We start from the raw sequence: 14504 nt of genomic DNA, 5'->3' as shown, positions 1-14504 counted from the left end.
GCTCGACTTGCATGTGTTAGGCCTGCCGCCAGCGTTCAATCTGAGCCATGATCAAACTCTTCAATTTAAGATTTTGTCGGCTCAATGAATACTGAACATTACATAAAGTAATGTTTGAATTGACTGTGCTGAATCCGAAGATTCAATGGTCACTTCGTTTCATTGAAACCTAATTTGATACCGAAGTATCGAATTGGATTATCATCAACGAGTGCCCACACAGATTGATAGGTCTATATTGTTAAAGAGCTTGCTTTGCGAGAAGTTTTTCTCTCAAAGCGGAGGTGCATTCTAGCGATTTAGTTGTTAGTGTCAAACACTTTTTTAAACTAATTTTTTGTAGAAGCTTTTTACCTCTTCGACCCTGCTGAAGCCTTGTGACGTCTGCCGTGTCGATGGATGCGCATTATAGGGAGAAGATTTTCTTTGGCAATACTAAAAATGCATTTTTTCTAAAAAAACATGCCAAATGGATACTTTCCATCCAACCCCAAAATTACCCAGAAATAACACTCAGGATTTATACAATTTACCCACAAAAAGCTGTGGATAACTACTCATCGCTATCAAAGAAATAAGAAATACGCGAACGCGGATTTAGATACTCTTTTACTTTATCCGGTAATTTTGACGGATGAATCGCGTTAACTATCTTTATATCTTTTGACGCAAGATCAATGATTGGCGCTTGCGTCCTTGGTACTGATGGATCGTAAACCAAGACATTCGGGAATAATAAATGCGATGCATTCACTGAGATAACCAGGCCGACCATATTATTAGAAAGCTGAACTACGGTACCCGGAGGAAACACGCCCATAAACTTAATTAGGATGTTCAGGTTCTCTTCTTTATATAGGTGTTTACAGTTCTTATATAAATGAGAGAGTGCGGTATAAGGAATCTTTTGGTCTGAGACTATCGGGGTATGACACAAGTTATCAAACGCATTGGCTACAGCAATAATTTGAGCAAACTCGTTGATCTCATCTCCTTTCAGGCCTTTAGGATAACCAGACCCATCTCTTAGCTCATGGTGCTGCGCGATCACAATTCTCGCGACTTCGGGAAAAGCCTCGATTTGACTCGCAAGATCGACGCCATATTTAGTGTGCAACTTTAAGTAGTTGGTTTCTGGCTCTGTTAGAGGTAGTTGCTTTCTTAATATTGCAGTCGGGATTTTTATTTTCCCGATATCATGGAATAGTGCGGAGAAGGAAAGCTCTTTCAACTGTGCTGCTGAGTACCCTTTAGCACGGCCAATCATCATCGAGATAACAGCCACGTTCAATGAGTGGAAATAAATATCTTCAAACTCATTTTTTCCGTTCATCAGATGTAACGTAACATTATCATCGCACATTAACTTCTCGACGATATCTTCAATAAGAAGCTTTGCTTCATCAACTGCTGCTGTCGGACGATTACGGATTTTAGTCATGACTGAACGCATACGTGCCAGAGAGCGCTCAAACTCTTTTTCACACTGAATTACGCGTCGACGGTATGCACTTAACTTCTCTATGCGGTTCTGTTTTTCTTGCCACATTTTTTGAGTTTCATGATCTAACGACGCTTCATTTGTTACTCTGTCAGCTTGTCTTTGATCAACAGGGAGTGGAACGGCATCGCTTTGCTCTGGATTAAAGTAAACGAACTTTACGCCGAGGTGGCGGATCATCTCGACTTGCTCTTGGTCTTTAATCTTAAAGCTATTGAGTAGAAAGGGGTGATCGTTCCACTTTAGCGGAAGACGGATATGTAATCCGGGTTGAATACGATCGACCGTTAGTTTAATGGCTGCCACTTATTCACTACTGATTTATATTTCTTAAGAGAGTTAGAATACTAGTAAATTTTGTGAATAAATTCATCAGTAACTATCAAAACATCAAACCGTTATTTCTAAGCGACTCACTTAATTAGATAGAAGTAAGCTACTTTAAGGAGCGATCTGCTTTGCGTATTTTAAGCTTGGCCTCGAACACTGGCTTGTCTATTACTTCTTGATCTTTGACTAGCCCCATTAACGTTTGTACCGCTACACGGGCCATGTCACTGATAGGAAAGTGCACTGCTGATACTGTAGGGTAAAGACTTTCACAAAGATCAACACTGTCAAAGCTAGTTAATGAGATTTGCTCTGGTACAGAAATACTGTGCTCGTGTAAGTACTGCATTGCGCCAACCGTCATTTCTTCACTGCACGAAAAGACAGCCGTCACATCAGGGTGTCGTTGTAAAATTGCAGCCATTGCATCATAACCACTTTGCCGGCCATAATTCCCTTCTTCACACCAGCTTTCATCAATATCTATACCAGCATCCTTCATTGCATCAATATACCCAAGCTTTCTCAATACACTGTTATGACGTTGGGATGGACCGGCAATACAAGCAATCTTTCGATGACCACCAGCTAAAAGGTGCTCAACGGCAATACGGCTTGCATGATGATGGTTAAAGGTAACACAACGCTCTTCTATTCCTTCCACGTAGCGATCCAGGAGAACGAAAGGTGTTGGCTGTTTAGCTAGTTCACGTAAGTCATCATCTGACAAATAACGACTATGAAGTACATAGCCGTCACAACGTAAATCATTAAAACGCTGAATTGCCTCTTTTTCACCTTGTGCAGAATGATGGCCTTGAGCTGTAATCAAAAACTTCTTATGAATATCCAGCTCGGTCTGAACCTGCTCCATCATCTCGCCAAAGAAGCCCCCCGTATAGTAAGTCACCAATAACCCAACCATATTACTGGATGAGGTTGCGAGTGAACGAGCAATTGCACTGGGACGATAATTCAATTGCGCCATAGCCTGCTCTACTTTTTTTCGAGTTTCCTCACGAAATTTCCCCTCTCCATTAATAATTCGAGAAACGGTAGAGCGATTTACACCGGCGAGTTCGGCTACATCTTTAATCCTTGCCATAATGCTATTGGGTCCAACTGCAATTGTTATTAAATATTCGTTTGTATAGAACGGCTGCCAGCAATTCGTAAGGTGCTATAGGGGGCGAAGCTGGCAGCCTTTAATCATACACCGACCATTTGATTGGTAGAAACAAGCTCAGAGTAATCCGTGACAGTTATACCATGATGAGCTAACTGTTCTTTTAAAATGGGAGAGGTAAGAACTTGTAACTCTAGCTCTCGCTGAAGCGCATAGCCACTCTTTAAGATAAGCGCCTGATCGGCCTCTGCCGGGTGGCACATCACCTCAACCAAGTCATAGTCAGCTTTTAAGCTCAATAGATGTGCCATTAAGCCATCCAAGCTCACTTTTTGATCATAAAACTCATCAGTAAAGATATACCTGATTGTCATCGATTCTTGACACAAGCCAGTGCCCCGCAGTGGCACTCGGTATTCATTCGCTACTTCTTTAATAACGGGCAAAATTTGAGGGTGAGTATGCGCGTGATGATGGCTATCTAAGTGGCTTAGCTCTAACCCAAGCGATAAAAAATGTTCCACCTGAGCTTTTGCTTCATCATAAACGACCTGAGTTTCGAAGTCCTGCTTACTCCAAAGTTCGTCATAGTTGATAAAGTGCGCTCGGCCGTTAGTCAAGTTACGATGCTTCGTTATAGGCACACCTGCTGTAAACCTAAGATGAACGCCAACTTTCAAGTCTGGATTATGGCGAGCTAGTTCTAAGGCATGTTGCTCAGCATCCATACCCACCATCATGGTGGTTGAATGAACCACACCTTGCTGATGAGCTTTAACGATGCCGTTATTTACACCTCTCGTTAAACCAAAATCATCAGCATTAAAAATGACTTTCATCGGCGCCCTTCCTTAGTCTTACAACGTCGTTAGTTTAAATTGAGGTAAATACGGAGCGTTCACCGCCAGAATATCATCCAGGATTGACTTGGCGCGGCCAATGTCAGGCACCAATGGGTTATTGGTTAATGCCATAAGCGCCTTGTCATAATTACCTTCGACAGCAGCTTCTATTGTTAGCTGCTCATACGCTTTAACTTGATGGAGTAATCCTTTGATATTGTTTGACAACTCGCCAACCGCAAGAGGTTTCGCCCCCCAGCTACCAATCACGGCACTACATTCAATCACAGCATCGTCAGGTAGGCCGTTGATCGCTCCATTATTTAAAACGTTAACAACATGAATACTATTACGATTGTTATAAATTGAATCAACTAGGTTCAGTGATGCATCAGAATAATAAGCACCACCCCGCTCCTCTAACTCTTTCGGCTTATGATCGAGGGTAGGATCTTGATAGAGCTTAAATAGCGCATTTTCTGTTTCCATTACCTGCTCAGCACGAGTGCCTTTTTCATCGGCACTTTGTTTCTCTTCAGCAAGCATGGCATCAGTTTGGTAGAAGTAACGATGATAAGGACATGGTATCGCCCCCAGTGCTTTTAGAAATGCCGGATCCCACGGCTCTTCCCAGATATTCTTCATACTGAAGTTGGCACCATCACCGACTTTCTCTAATACCGTTTGAGTAATATCTTCCCCATTGAGCCATGCTTTGTGTACCCACACGAGATGGTTTAACCCAGCAAACTCAAGTTGCAGCTCTTTTGGCTCGCACTCCATCATTTCTGCAATCATCATTTCCATTGAAACGGGCACATTGCATAAACCAATACTCTTTACTTTGGTGTACTTACTGACCGCTTCGGAAACTAAACCCGCTGGGTTGGTGAAATTGAGCATCCATGCGTTTGGAGCCAACTCTTCAATGTCTTTACAGATATCAAGAATGACCGGAATGGTTCGCAGTGCTTTAGCAAAACCACCAGGGCCCGTTGTTTCTTGGCCGATGACGTCGTACTTGATTGGGATTCGCTCATCGTTAGCGCGTGCAGCAAGGCCACCAACACGAAACTGCGTCATCACAAAATCCGCATCTTTTATCGCAGCACGGCGATCGAAACCGGCTTTTATCTCAATTTTTGCTCCGGCTTTATCGACCATTCGCTGAGCCAATCCTTTGATGATCTCAAGCTTCTCAGCTCCTGACTCAATGTCCACAAAATGGATTTTCTTAACGGGTAAATATTCTAAGCGCTTAATAACCCCTTCAACCAATTCCGGGGTATAGCTACTACCACCGCCAATAATGGCAAGCTTGATCGCCTCTCTAGACATTTTCATCCCCCTTTATTTGTTCGAGATTTTTTTGTTCAGTGCGACGATTTCTACAGCCATCTCTTGAGCCAAAATCGTAGTCATTAGGTGATCTTGAGCATGCACCATCACTAACGTCATCGGGACTTTCCCTTCTCCCTGATCTTCTTCAATAAGCTGAGTCTGTATTAAGTGGGCTTTATTAATGCACTCTCTTGCTTGAGAGAGCTTCTCATCAGCCGCTTCAAAATCTTGTTCTCGAGATAAACGCAATGCCTCGTAGCTTAAACTTCTGGCTTCACCAGCATTGCAAATGATCTCCATTACAACCAATTCTTGTTCCATCATTTTCTCTCCGAAAATCGGGCCGCGGTAATTGCGGCCCATTAAGCACAGTTAAGCAGTAACGCCTTCGCCTGACGGCTGCGTATCACCTTTAGTTTCCTTCGTCGTTGGTAGTTCTTGCTCCAACATTTGCTTCTCAAACATTTTGAAGAATGGGAAGTAGATGATTAGATCAAGAATTAATAAACCAATGACGAGCAATACTGGCGCAAAGGTCCAACCGCTACCCCACGAAGCACCTATCAGTGCCGGTGTTGTCCAAGGTGTTGTAGCGACCCCCATACCCACAAAGCCGACATGCACAGCAAAATACGCAATCGTAGCGTTGATGACTGGAGCGAAGACGAACGGGATAAACAAGGTCGGGTTCATCACAACTGGGCTACCGAAGATCACTGGTTCGTTGATTTGGAAAAAGCCAGGCACCGCACTCATTCGACCAATGCTCTTAAGGTGAACAGAACGGCTAAACGACATCAGCATAACAAGAGCAAGTGTTGCACCAGAGCCGCCAATAAAGATGTAAAAATCCCAGAACGGTTGAGTAAATACGTTTGGAATCGGTTCACCTGCAACAAAGGCTTCAATGTTGGCACCAATGTTGGTCAAAAAGATTGGAGAAAGCAGTCCAACAACAATTGCAGCACCATGAATACCCGCAAACCAAAGTAGCTGGCAAAGCAATAAAGCGCCAATAATGGCAGGCAATGAGTTAGACGCACTGATTAGCGGTTTAAAGATAGCCATAACAGCATCTGGAATCAGCATGTCGTACTGGGTTTGTACGAAAAGGCTAAGTGGATATAAGGTAATGAATATCGCTAAGACTGGTAGCAATACTTCAAATGATCGCGCAATCGCCGGTGGCACCTGCTCTGGCATGCGAATCGTAATATTGTGCTTTTTCATAAAACGGTAGAGCTCCACCGAGAAAAATGCACACATCACTGCGGTGAAGATCCCGGTTCCGCCCATGTGAGACATAGACAACGCGCCATCTTTAGCTGGGGCCGCAATGAGTAAAAAAGACATTAGTGACAATACAGCACTCGTGATCCCATCCATCTTGTAAGCCTTCGCTAAACTATAAGCAACGCCCAGCGAAACAAAAATGGTCATGATCCCCATCGACATGTTGTAGGGCATCATTATGGTATCAAAATGTGTAGTGGCGAAATCGAGCCAAATTCGACCAAAAGTAAAGGTTGTATCTTCGGCAAATGGGGGGAATGCAAAAATCAAAATGAAACTACCAACAATAATAAACGGCATTGCGACAATAAAACCGTCTCTCATTGCGCGAACATGGGGCTGATTCCCCACTTTAGCTGCTATAGGGGCTATATGCTTTTCGACTGCGCCTATAATTGCGTCATAAAGCTTCATAGAATCCATCCTTATTTTAGGCAAAAGAATCCCGCATCAAATATTTATATTTGATGTACAGTTATCTTTTTTAATTTAAAACTATGGTTTAGTTAATTAATTCTAATGCTTGCTCTAGTACTTCCTCTCCCTTCATCATTCCATAATGCTGAGGAGAAATCGCGTCAATGTTTTTACCATGCTCTTGCGCCGTTTTTCTTAGCTCTTCTAGCTGAAAACGTACTTGAGGCCCGAGAAGACAAACATCGTACTCTTTAATTGCATCTTCAAATGCATTCACTGACATCGCATCAATTTTGCATTCAATTCCTTTATTTTCAGCAGCTTGCTCCATTTTCTTAACAAGCATACTGGTGGACATCCCTGCGCTACAGCATAAAAGGATCTTTTTCATAGCCTTACTCCCGTTGTGTAAATTTCAACCTGCAAAAACTGTAGCAAAAATAACCAAGACAAAAAAGCGCAACCGGTTGCATTATTCGTGAACACAATCCCAATTTAGAAAATACCACCTATTTTTTTGTAATTATTTAGGTCTAGGATAAAAGTCATAAAATAATTTAAGACATCACATTAAGTTTCAAATTATCAATATTTTACTACTGACAACGTCGTTATTAATTTCTTAAAAGGAATAGAGAATGAAATTTAATAAATTGGCTATTGCAACGCTTGTAAGTGCCGCACTATCACAACACTCATTTGCTCAAACCGACTCTAAAGGCACAATTTATCTAACGTTTGATGATGGACCAATCAATGCATCTATTGACGTTATTCAAGTACTTAACCAGGAAGATATCAAAGCGACGTTTTACTTTAATGCTTGGCATTTAGATGGAATTGGTGATGAGAATGAAGACCGTTCCCTAGAAGCCTTAAAGCTCGCATTAGACACTGGTCATATTGTTGCGAACCACAGTTACGATCACATGGTGCACAACTGCGTGGATGAGTTTGGACCGAACAGTGCTGCGGAGTGTAATGCGACCGGGGACCACCAGCTTAACTCGTATCAAGACCCTGTTTACGATGCCTCAATGTTTACGGAAAACTTATCTGTGTTAGCAAAGTATTTGCCGAACATTACAAGCTACCCGAACTACAAGGCAACAGAGTTTGCTAGACTGCCCTACACCAACGGTTGGCGCGTGACGAAAGACTTCAAAGCAGATGGGTTATGTGCCACGTCTGATGACCTGAAACCTTGGGAACCAGGATATGTATGCGATACATCCAACCCATCCAACAGTGTAAAAGCAGCTATCGAGGTTCAAAATATCCTAGCGAATAACGGCTATCAAACTCACGGTTGGGATGTGGACTGGGCACCCGAAAATTGGGGCATTGAAATGCCAGCAAACAGCCTTACAGAAGCAGAAGCATTTCTTGGATATGTGGATTCCGCGTTAAACACTTGTGCACCAACAACGATTAACCCGATCAACTCCAAAGCTCAAGAGTTCCCATGTGGTACACCTTTACACGCCGATAAAGTTATCGTATTAACTCACGAGTTCCTATTTGAAGATGGTAAGCGTGGCATGGGTGCAACGCAAAACCTACCTAAGCTCGCTAAGTTTATACAGTTAGCAAAACAAGCGGGTTATGACTTCGACACAATGGATAACTACACACCGAACTGGCAAGTTGGTCATAACTACGACGCTGGCGATTACGTCTTACACCTAGGTACTGTATACCAGGCTGTAACAAACCATACTGCGCAACAAGATTGGGCACCGTCTCCAACCTCTAGCCTTTGGACAAATGCAGACCCAGCCACTAACTGGACTCAGAATGTTTCCTATAAACAAGGTGATGTGGTGACTTATCAAGGTTTGCGTTATCTAGTTGATGTACCGCACGTGTCCCAAGCAGACTGGACTCCGAACACTCAAAATACCTTGTTCACAGCTCTATAGGCTGTTCCTACTATCACCATGTAGTAGTTTGCGCGAGGCATACCCCTCGCGCTTTTTTGTTTTGAAGATCAAGATACAACAAAGCCCCGACTTTCATCGAGGCTCTGTCTTAAAATATGGTACCTGCGAGTGACTTGACTGGCAGGCACTCCTGACGCCACCGCGAAGGCAACGCTAACTTTCTTTTGATATTTACGAACACCTAAAACGACGAAAGGCCGCTATAAAAGCGACCTTTCTATGTATGGTACCGGTGGGCGGACTTGAACCGCCACGCCCGAAGGCAACGGATTTTGAATTCCTCTTAACCACTTGTAATTACTTGCATTTAAGAGGTTTTTTTTGGATATCAAGGACCATGAAATAGGATTTTATTGGATCTTTTTAGCACGCGTTGAGCACAGATTTAAAATGGGAAAATGGTACACACACTTGACCACTCTTTGTAACACGTTTCTGGGCAAAACTGTTTTAGCACAATTAAGTAAAAATTATCTAAAGTATGACAAACTCGCTTAGATGGGTGTTCAGATCAGTATCCATTTATTTTATCATCTGAACTTATGTACCTCAGTTCTATTTCTACCGTTATGTTTTGCTTGGTAAAGTGCATCATCAGCACCTTTAAGAATGGCGCTAATCGGCTCTCTTTCGGCTAACCATTGGGATACTCCGATAGAAATCGTCACGTGACCTACGACATCAAACTCATTGGATTCAATGGACTTTCGAATTCTCTCGGCAACGTACTCAGCCTGACGTATGTCTGCTTTAACTAAAAAAACCATGAACTCTTCTCCGCCAGATCGGCAGACAATATCCACCTCTCGCGCCTGCGCCTTGATCATATTTGCCACACTGATGAGTAAAGTATCACCGACATCATGACCAAAGGTATCATTCACTTTTTTGAAGTAATCAACATCCAGAGCGAGCACAGAAAATGGAGTGTTTTGTATACGCAAATTATCAATGGCCTTATCTAAACCTCTGCGGTTTAACAACCCAGTCATAGAATCAGTTAAGGTATCGAGGTGCAGTTGATCAATTGTGTTGGATACAATATTGAATGTACTGACGAATGAACGCTTCAGGTGTGACGCTTCAAAATACCAAGGTTTCACTTTATTTAAGTCTCGTTTAGTCGAAGTGTGGCTTTCAAAGTTTTTGACGACACTCGCTAATTGCCATAATGGTTTTGAGATAAAAACCGAAGATATCCAAATAATTAAAAGCGTGAGCGCACCAATTGGAAGCGTTGCCACAAATACACTCCACATTTGGTCATTAAGCACTGACAGAGTGAGGCTTTCCGATTTCGCAGCAACTATCCCCCAACCAGAATAATTGACTGGTGCGTACCCAGCAAGCATATCAATACCCTGAGAGTTAATGATAACTTTCCCACCTTTCTCTCCCTGAGTCACCTCATTTATTGCTTCATTATTGACAATGACTTCTCCCACTCGTTGTTTATTAGGGTGATAAATCAATGTCCGATTTTTATCCACAACATAGAGGTATGACCCATCTCTGTAGCCATGGTGCCCAAGTATGCTCATTAATATGTTTTTCTTATCGAGATAAATGCTCCCGCTAACGTAACCTAAATACTCTTTTTGTGCGGAGAAGATAGGGTACGAAATACTTATTAGATAATTACCTGCCGGGGATACGAACGGATTCGTGACGATTGGAGCCTTAGCGTTCAACGATTGTAGCGAACTGTCTGTTGTTAATTGGACACCTTTCACTCGTGTTGTTTCTGGTGAAACGGAAATGATGACCCCTTTCGCATTGACGATGACTACAGAGTTAAAAGAGTCAGTTTGGGTTCTTAATCGATCTACTTCTTGTTGCAACGCATCTGAATCACCTATCCTACTCCCAAGCGTAAGTGCGCTATACTCCAATTGAGACAAAACTGATTCAATGAAAGTGTCCGTTATTTCGGCCATTTTTTCAGCGTAAACACGATTGGATTCAATGGTGTTGGTGACAATGAGGTCATGTTGGACACGATATATGGAGTAAAAAGCGTTCAGAAGAGTGACCAATACACTAAAGATGCTTAGAATCAGAATAAGTTGCCTCAAATTCAACTTGTCTTTCATCCGTTTTGATTCACCCACATATTCCATAAATTAAGTCACCCATTGGTTTATTCGAAGTAATAATACGTACTACTGCACATGTGTTAAATCAAGTTTTAGTAGATTTTGACATTTCTGCATGAGATATGAAACTCTTATACTGGCTTATATCTATTTTGAAACTGATATGGCCGACATAGATAGAAAATAGAGCCAGTAGCTGACCAAAAAACAAGCATCAAGATCAAAATGCTAGCCGATACTTGAAGGGTTCAAAAAAGTAAAACTTATATTTAGAGGGTCTTGATGCTACTAAACATTAGTTTTCATAGTAAAACTATATGTTTAATGTAGCATTTTAAACAGTTTAAGTGATGTGTCACTAGCTTGATATTCGATGTAATGATAGGTTAATCATATAAGTATGACCTTAGTCATGGGCAGTACACGAGTAATACTGTGGTCTATATGAAAAAAAAACTCCCTCACCTCCGCTAAACTCGTTTTTGCTTACTTTGTATTCGCGTCACTGTGGGTTTTATTCTCAGATAAAGCGGTAGAGCTCCTATCTAGTAATCTACAAGTATACACGTTGGTGCAGTCACTAAAGGGTATGCTATTTATCGTGATCACGTCTCTCTTGCTATGGGGGCTGATAAAAAAGAACAACCGAGATATTGAACGGGCCAATGACATTGACTATGTGACAGGCCTGCATAGTCCCTACGTCTTTTTTCGCTATTTGGAGCAAAAGTTCAGTAGTGCCAAAGAAAATGAACATTATGTTCTCTTTCTTCTCGATATTGACAACTTTAAGCCCATTGCCGATCAACTCGGCTTTGAAAAGAGCAATCAATTTTTAAAAGACATAGCACAATCTATTAGTTCGTCTACTGTCTCTCCACTTTTCTCTTCAAGGACTCATTCGGATGGGTTTGCTTGCTTGATTCGCATGCACGACGAGAAGCAAATTGACAGGCACCTAGCACTTATTCAAAGGCAGTTTAGCCAGCACTCAAAACGTCATGGCATTGATGTAACGTGCTCTATTGGTGTTGCGCTCTATCCATTTGATGGAGAAAGCGTTAAACAGCTCATGTCGTCAGCCAAATATGCGCTCGCTCAAGCAAAGATAACGAAAAACACTATCCGGTACCACGACAAAAAACTCGCTGAGCAAGATCTCCAAAGAAAACAGATGATTGCAGATCTACGTAACGCAATACGAAAAGAACAAATACAGATCGTATTTCAACCAAAGTATCATCTAAAAGATAAGAGAGTAACTGGAGTTGAAGTGCTCTCTCGCTGGAAACACCACCAACATGGAGATATATCTCCTGCTGTATTTATCACGCTGGCAGAAGAGAACAATCTCTGTAGTGCTTTAACAACACTAGTTATCAAGCAAGCATCAAAACAACTTAAAGAAACCCAGCTCCTAGGATATGCCATTCAAAGCGTATCGGTGAATATTTCTGCTACTGAGATAAATAGTGTCGAAGACATGCGCCAAATCGAAACTTACTTAAAACAAGACCGTGATTTTGCGCAATACCTATGCTTTGAAATCACAGAGACAGCTACGTTAAAGGATATTGAGCAATGTGCAAGTCTAGTAAAGAAACTGAAGAAGTATGGTGTAACATTCTCCATTGATGACTTTGGTGTTGGCTATACCTCATTTGGCATATTTAATAAATTAGACGTTGATGAAATCAAGATAGATAGTAGTTTCATCAAAGACATTGCTATTGACTATCGATCAAGAGCAATTACTTCCGGCATCGTTGATATAGCCAAGGGGTTTGGGATTCAAGTCGTTGCTGAGGGCATAGAGACCCTTGAACAGCTGTGTATTCTTGAGGAGTTAGACTGTGAACAAGCTCAAGGGTTTTATCTAAGTCGCCCAGTCCCTGTTACGGCATTAAATAAAAGCTTAAGTATGATGTAGCATCGCAAAGTTCACATACTTAGAAGCTGTTTATCGTTTGACAGATTAGTGAGATAAACCATGGAATTAGTAGGCTTTAGGTAAACCCAGTTAAGGTAATTATTTTACCAGAGAAAGAAAAATCCGAGTGCTTTATCAACACTCGGATTTTTGGTTTAAGGCGTTACTTGATGACGCCATTCACAACGCTACGGCAAATTAATGCTCTGCACCTAGAATGATCACATAAACGTCTGAGGAAACACTGCCGTGTGTTGTCCACTCTCCAAGCCCTAGCGAATCGTAGTGTTGTTCTTGAAGTAGTTTTTTGACTGCAATACCTAGGTTATCGTAGCTCCAAGACGTCATCGCGATGGTCTCTTTGAGGTTAATAGGCGTATTATCAGCATCTTTAGCATTAGAAATGACAATGTTGCCATCCACATAGTCCCACGTGCCGATACCGACACTTTGATCGTCTTCTTTCACATTGACGCTACGCTCACCATTTTCCAGCTCGTAGAATACGTAGCTTTGACCCTGTTTTTTCAGGGTAAAGCTTTTCGAGGGTTGGTTTCTCACCAAGGTTGTCATTGCCGACTCGATGTTCATCGTTGTATTGCTGGCGGCTTTACAGTCAGAGAGCACTGTTTGATACTGTTCAAGGCTCGATAGAGACGTTGGGATATCGTTTTGCCCCCCAAGAGTCGTCACCCATAATACAAGACTGGATTCCTTGATGCTCAATACGTGCTGCTAGTGGTGCCATTTTATCGGTAAACTCAGGTGCCAGATCGGCAGAAATAGTGTAGAACTGACCGTTGATTAGGTCGGAGTCTTTCTTCTGAAATCTTGGTAACCACCCCACCACCTGTACGCAAACTAAACATATAGAAGCATCTCAGCAACCGCTAAGCCTTAAGCCATATTCGCCCCACAACTATAAATAGAGACGGCAATAGTTACTGCGCAGTTCTTCCGGCAACAGGCTCACCAACTCAAAACACAGGCAACAAAAAGGGAGCAGTCACTCAACGCAACTACTCCCTTCAAAACACCAATTCGGACTACTTTAGCTCATAGAACAATTCGGTCAAAACAGCTTCACCAACTTGTTCCACTAACCGTTCAACAAAACCATCAAACTCATCAGCAAACCCAATTTTCGCAAGACCAAACTCAGCGGCAACTTGATCCAACGACAGATTGCGAGCCCCGCCCTGATTCTTAGCTCGACGAGCCTCATCATTCAGCGAGGTAACGGCTTTACCCAAATCACCACCAGCAGCCAGAGTGGGATTAGCAAGCAACAAATAGCGCGCAGATGGATAAAGTTTGTTACCGTAGAACATTGGTTTGGACTGACCTTTTAACTTCTCACGCTCGGTGTGTGCAGCAGACAGCGCTTCCTCTACAGATATGCCAGCCTTTATGCGGTTCATCAGCGTACTTTGCGCCACACCTAGCTCTCTAGCCGCTTGGCGCATACTTGAGTACTCGGTGCCGTCTATAACAACTTTCTTGCGGTAGTCACCTTTAGGGCGCGCTTCTAGTTCAAGGGCTTGCTCTAGTGTCCAGCCAAACTTGGTTATGCGTTCGTTGACCAGTTTAGGATTCAAACCATAGTGACGTGCAGCAGCAGTGCGAGAAGGGAACTCAACACCCTCCACAGTCAATATTTTAGTATTTTTCATCGGTATTATTCC

The 14504-nt window shown here is 42.4% G+C and carries 12 protein-coding genes and 1 rRNA gene; 2 read left to right on the top strand and 11 right to left on the bottom strand.

The genetic code is table 11. The annotated features are described in order from the left end of the window. From R7P72_RS19865 to R7P72_RS19830, 8 genes are all read right to left on the bottom strand, one after another. Positions 1-67 (bottom strand): 16S ribosomal RNA (locus R7P72_RS19865); the annotation flags it as partial. 486 nt (positions 68-553) lie between these two features. Next, complete coding sequence (locus R7P72_RS19860; RefSeq protein ID WP_005381029.1) at positions 554-1807, bottom strand: HD-GYP domain-containing protein; 1254 nt, start codon at positions 1805-1807, stop codon at positions 554-556. A 130-nt stretch (positions 1808-1937) separates the two neighbouring features. Next, positions 1938-2936, bottom strand: coding sequence for a LacI family DNA-binding transcriptional regulator (locus R7P72_RS19855; RefSeq protein WP_005381031.1), 999 nt, complete (start codon positions 2934-2936; stop codon positions 1938-1940). A 104-nt stretch (positions 2937-3040) separates the two neighbouring features. Next, positions 3041-3796, bottom strand: a complete 756-nt coding sequence (gene chbG, locus R7P72_RS19850; protein WP_005381046.1) for a chitin disaccharide deacetylase — start codon at positions 3794-3796, stop codon at positions 3041-3043. An 18-nt stretch (positions 3797-3814) separates the two neighbouring features. Beyond that, positions 3815-5137 carry a 6-phospho-beta-glucosidase gene (locus R7P72_RS19845; RefSeq protein ID WP_005381048.1) on the bottom strand — a complete coding sequence of 441 codons (1323 nt, stop codon included), beginning with the start codon at positions 5135-5137 and terminating at the stop codon, positions 3815-3817. Between the two features lie 12 nt (positions 5138-5149). After that, entirely contained in the window at positions 5150-5461 is a 312-nt protein-coding gene (locus tag R7P72_RS19840) for a PTS lactose/cellobiose transporter subunit IIA (protein ID WP_031777269.1), read from the bottom strand. Positions 5462-5512: 51 nt separating this feature from the next. After that, complete coding sequence (locus tag R7P72_RS19835; RefSeq protein WP_005381064.1) at positions 5513-6847, bottom strand: PTS sugar transporter subunit IIC; 1335 nt, start codon at positions 6845-6847, stop codon at positions 5513-5515. 88 nt (positions 6848-6935) lie between these two features. Then, complete coding sequence (locus tag R7P72_RS19830) at positions 6936-7241, bottom strand: PTS sugar transporter subunit IIB (RefSeq protein WP_025767645.1); 306 nt, start codon at positions 7239-7241, stop codon at positions 6936-6938. A 247-nt stretch (positions 7242-7488) separates the two neighbouring features. Here R7P72_RS19830 and R7P72_RS19825 point away from each other — a divergent pair, with 247 nt between their 5' ends. Continuing rightward, positions 7489-8772 (top strand): carbohydrate-binding protein, encoded by a 1284-nt coding sequence (locus tag R7P72_RS19825; RefSeq protein WP_005381066.1) that lies wholly within the window; start codon positions 7489-7491, stop codon positions 8770-8772. A gap of 551 nt (positions 8773-9323) precedes the next feature. Here R7P72_RS19825 and R7P72_RS19820 read toward each other — a convergent pair. Next, entirely contained in the window at positions 9324-10886 is a 1563-nt protein-coding gene (locus R7P72_RS19820; RefSeq protein ID WP_213912453.1) for a sensor domain-containing diguanylate cyclase, read from the bottom strand. A 592-nt stretch (positions 10887-11478) separates the two neighbouring features. Here R7P72_RS19820 and R7P72_RS19815 point away from each other — a divergent pair. Next, entirely contained in the window at positions 11479-12819 is a 1341-nt protein-coding gene (locus R7P72_RS19815) for a putative bifunctional diguanylate cyclase/phosphodiesterase (protein WP_250157701.1), read from the top strand. A gap of 198 nt (positions 12820-13017) precedes the next feature. On the opposite strand, the gene R7P72_RS19810 is transcribed toward R7P72_RS19815, so the two are convergent. Both R7P72_RS19810 and R7P72_RS19805 read right to left on the bottom strand, forming a co-directional pair. Next, positions 13018-13545: a hypothetical protein gene (locus R7P72_RS19810; protein WP_213912433.1), complete on the bottom strand. Its 528-nt coding sequence runs from the start codon at positions 13543-13545 to the stop codon at positions 13018-13020. A 320-nt stretch (positions 13546-13865) separates the two neighbouring features. Then, a complete protein-coding gene (locus tag R7P72_RS19805; protein WP_213912434.1) occupies positions 13866-14492 on the bottom strand; it encodes a hypothetical protein in 627 nt (208 codons plus the stop codon). Positions 14493-14504 lie beyond the last annotated feature (12 nt).

It is taken from the genome of Vibrio sp. Vb0888, assembly GCF_033338835.1.
GTDB classification, from domain to species: Bacteria; Pseudomonadota; Gammaproteobacteria; order Enterobacterales; family Vibrionaceae; genus Vibrio; species Vibrio alginolyticus.
Note: the sequence above shows the minus strand (reverse complement) of the source record. Positions and strands in the feature narration are given on the sequence as shown.

What these genes read in the sequence shown, in the direction of transcription:
- R7P72_RS19855 (WP_005381031.1), bottom strand. Translation starts at nt 2,936, where the DNA reads ATGGCAAGGATTAAAGATGTAGCCGAACTCGCCGGTGTAAATCGCTCT.
- R7P72_RS19845 (WP_005381048.1), bottom strand. Translation starts at nt 5,137, where the DNA reads ATGTCTAGAGAGGCGATCAAGCTTGCCATTATTGGCGGTGGTAGTAGC.
- R7P72_RS19815 (WP_250157701.1), top strand. Translation starts at nt 11,479, where the DNA reads ATGCTATTTATCGTGATCACGTCTCTCTTGCTATGGGGGCTGATAAAA.
- R7P72_RS19825 (WP_005381066.1), top strand. Translation starts at nt 7,489, where the DNA reads ATGAAATTTAATAAATTGGCTATTGCAACGCTTGTAAGTGCCGCACTA.
- chbG (WP_005381046.1), bottom strand. Translation starts at nt 3,796, where the DNA reads ATGAAAGTCATTTTTAATGCTGATGATTTTGGTTTAACGAGAGGTGTA.
- R7P72_RS19820 (WP_213912453.1), bottom strand. Translation starts at nt 10,886, where the DNA reads ATGAAAGACAAGTTGAATTTGAGGCAACTTATTCTGATTCTAAGCATC.
- R7P72_RS19805 (WP_213912434.1), bottom strand. Translation starts at nt 14,492, where the DNA reads ATGAAAAATACTAAAATATTGACTGTGGAGGGTGTTGAGTTCCCTTCT.
- R7P72_RS19835 (WP_005381064.1), bottom strand. Translation starts at nt 6,847, where the DNA reads ATGAAGCTTTATGACGCAATTATAGGCGCAGTCGAAAAGCATATAGCC.
- R7P72_RS19840 (WP_031777269.1), bottom strand. Translation starts at nt 5,461, where the DNA reads ATGGAACAAGAATTGGTTGTAATGGAGATCATTTGCAATGCTGGTGAA.
- R7P72_RS19830 (WP_025767645.1), bottom strand. Translation starts at nt 7,241, where the DNA reads ATGAAAAAGATCCTTTTATGCTGTAGCGCAGGGATGTCCACCAGTATG.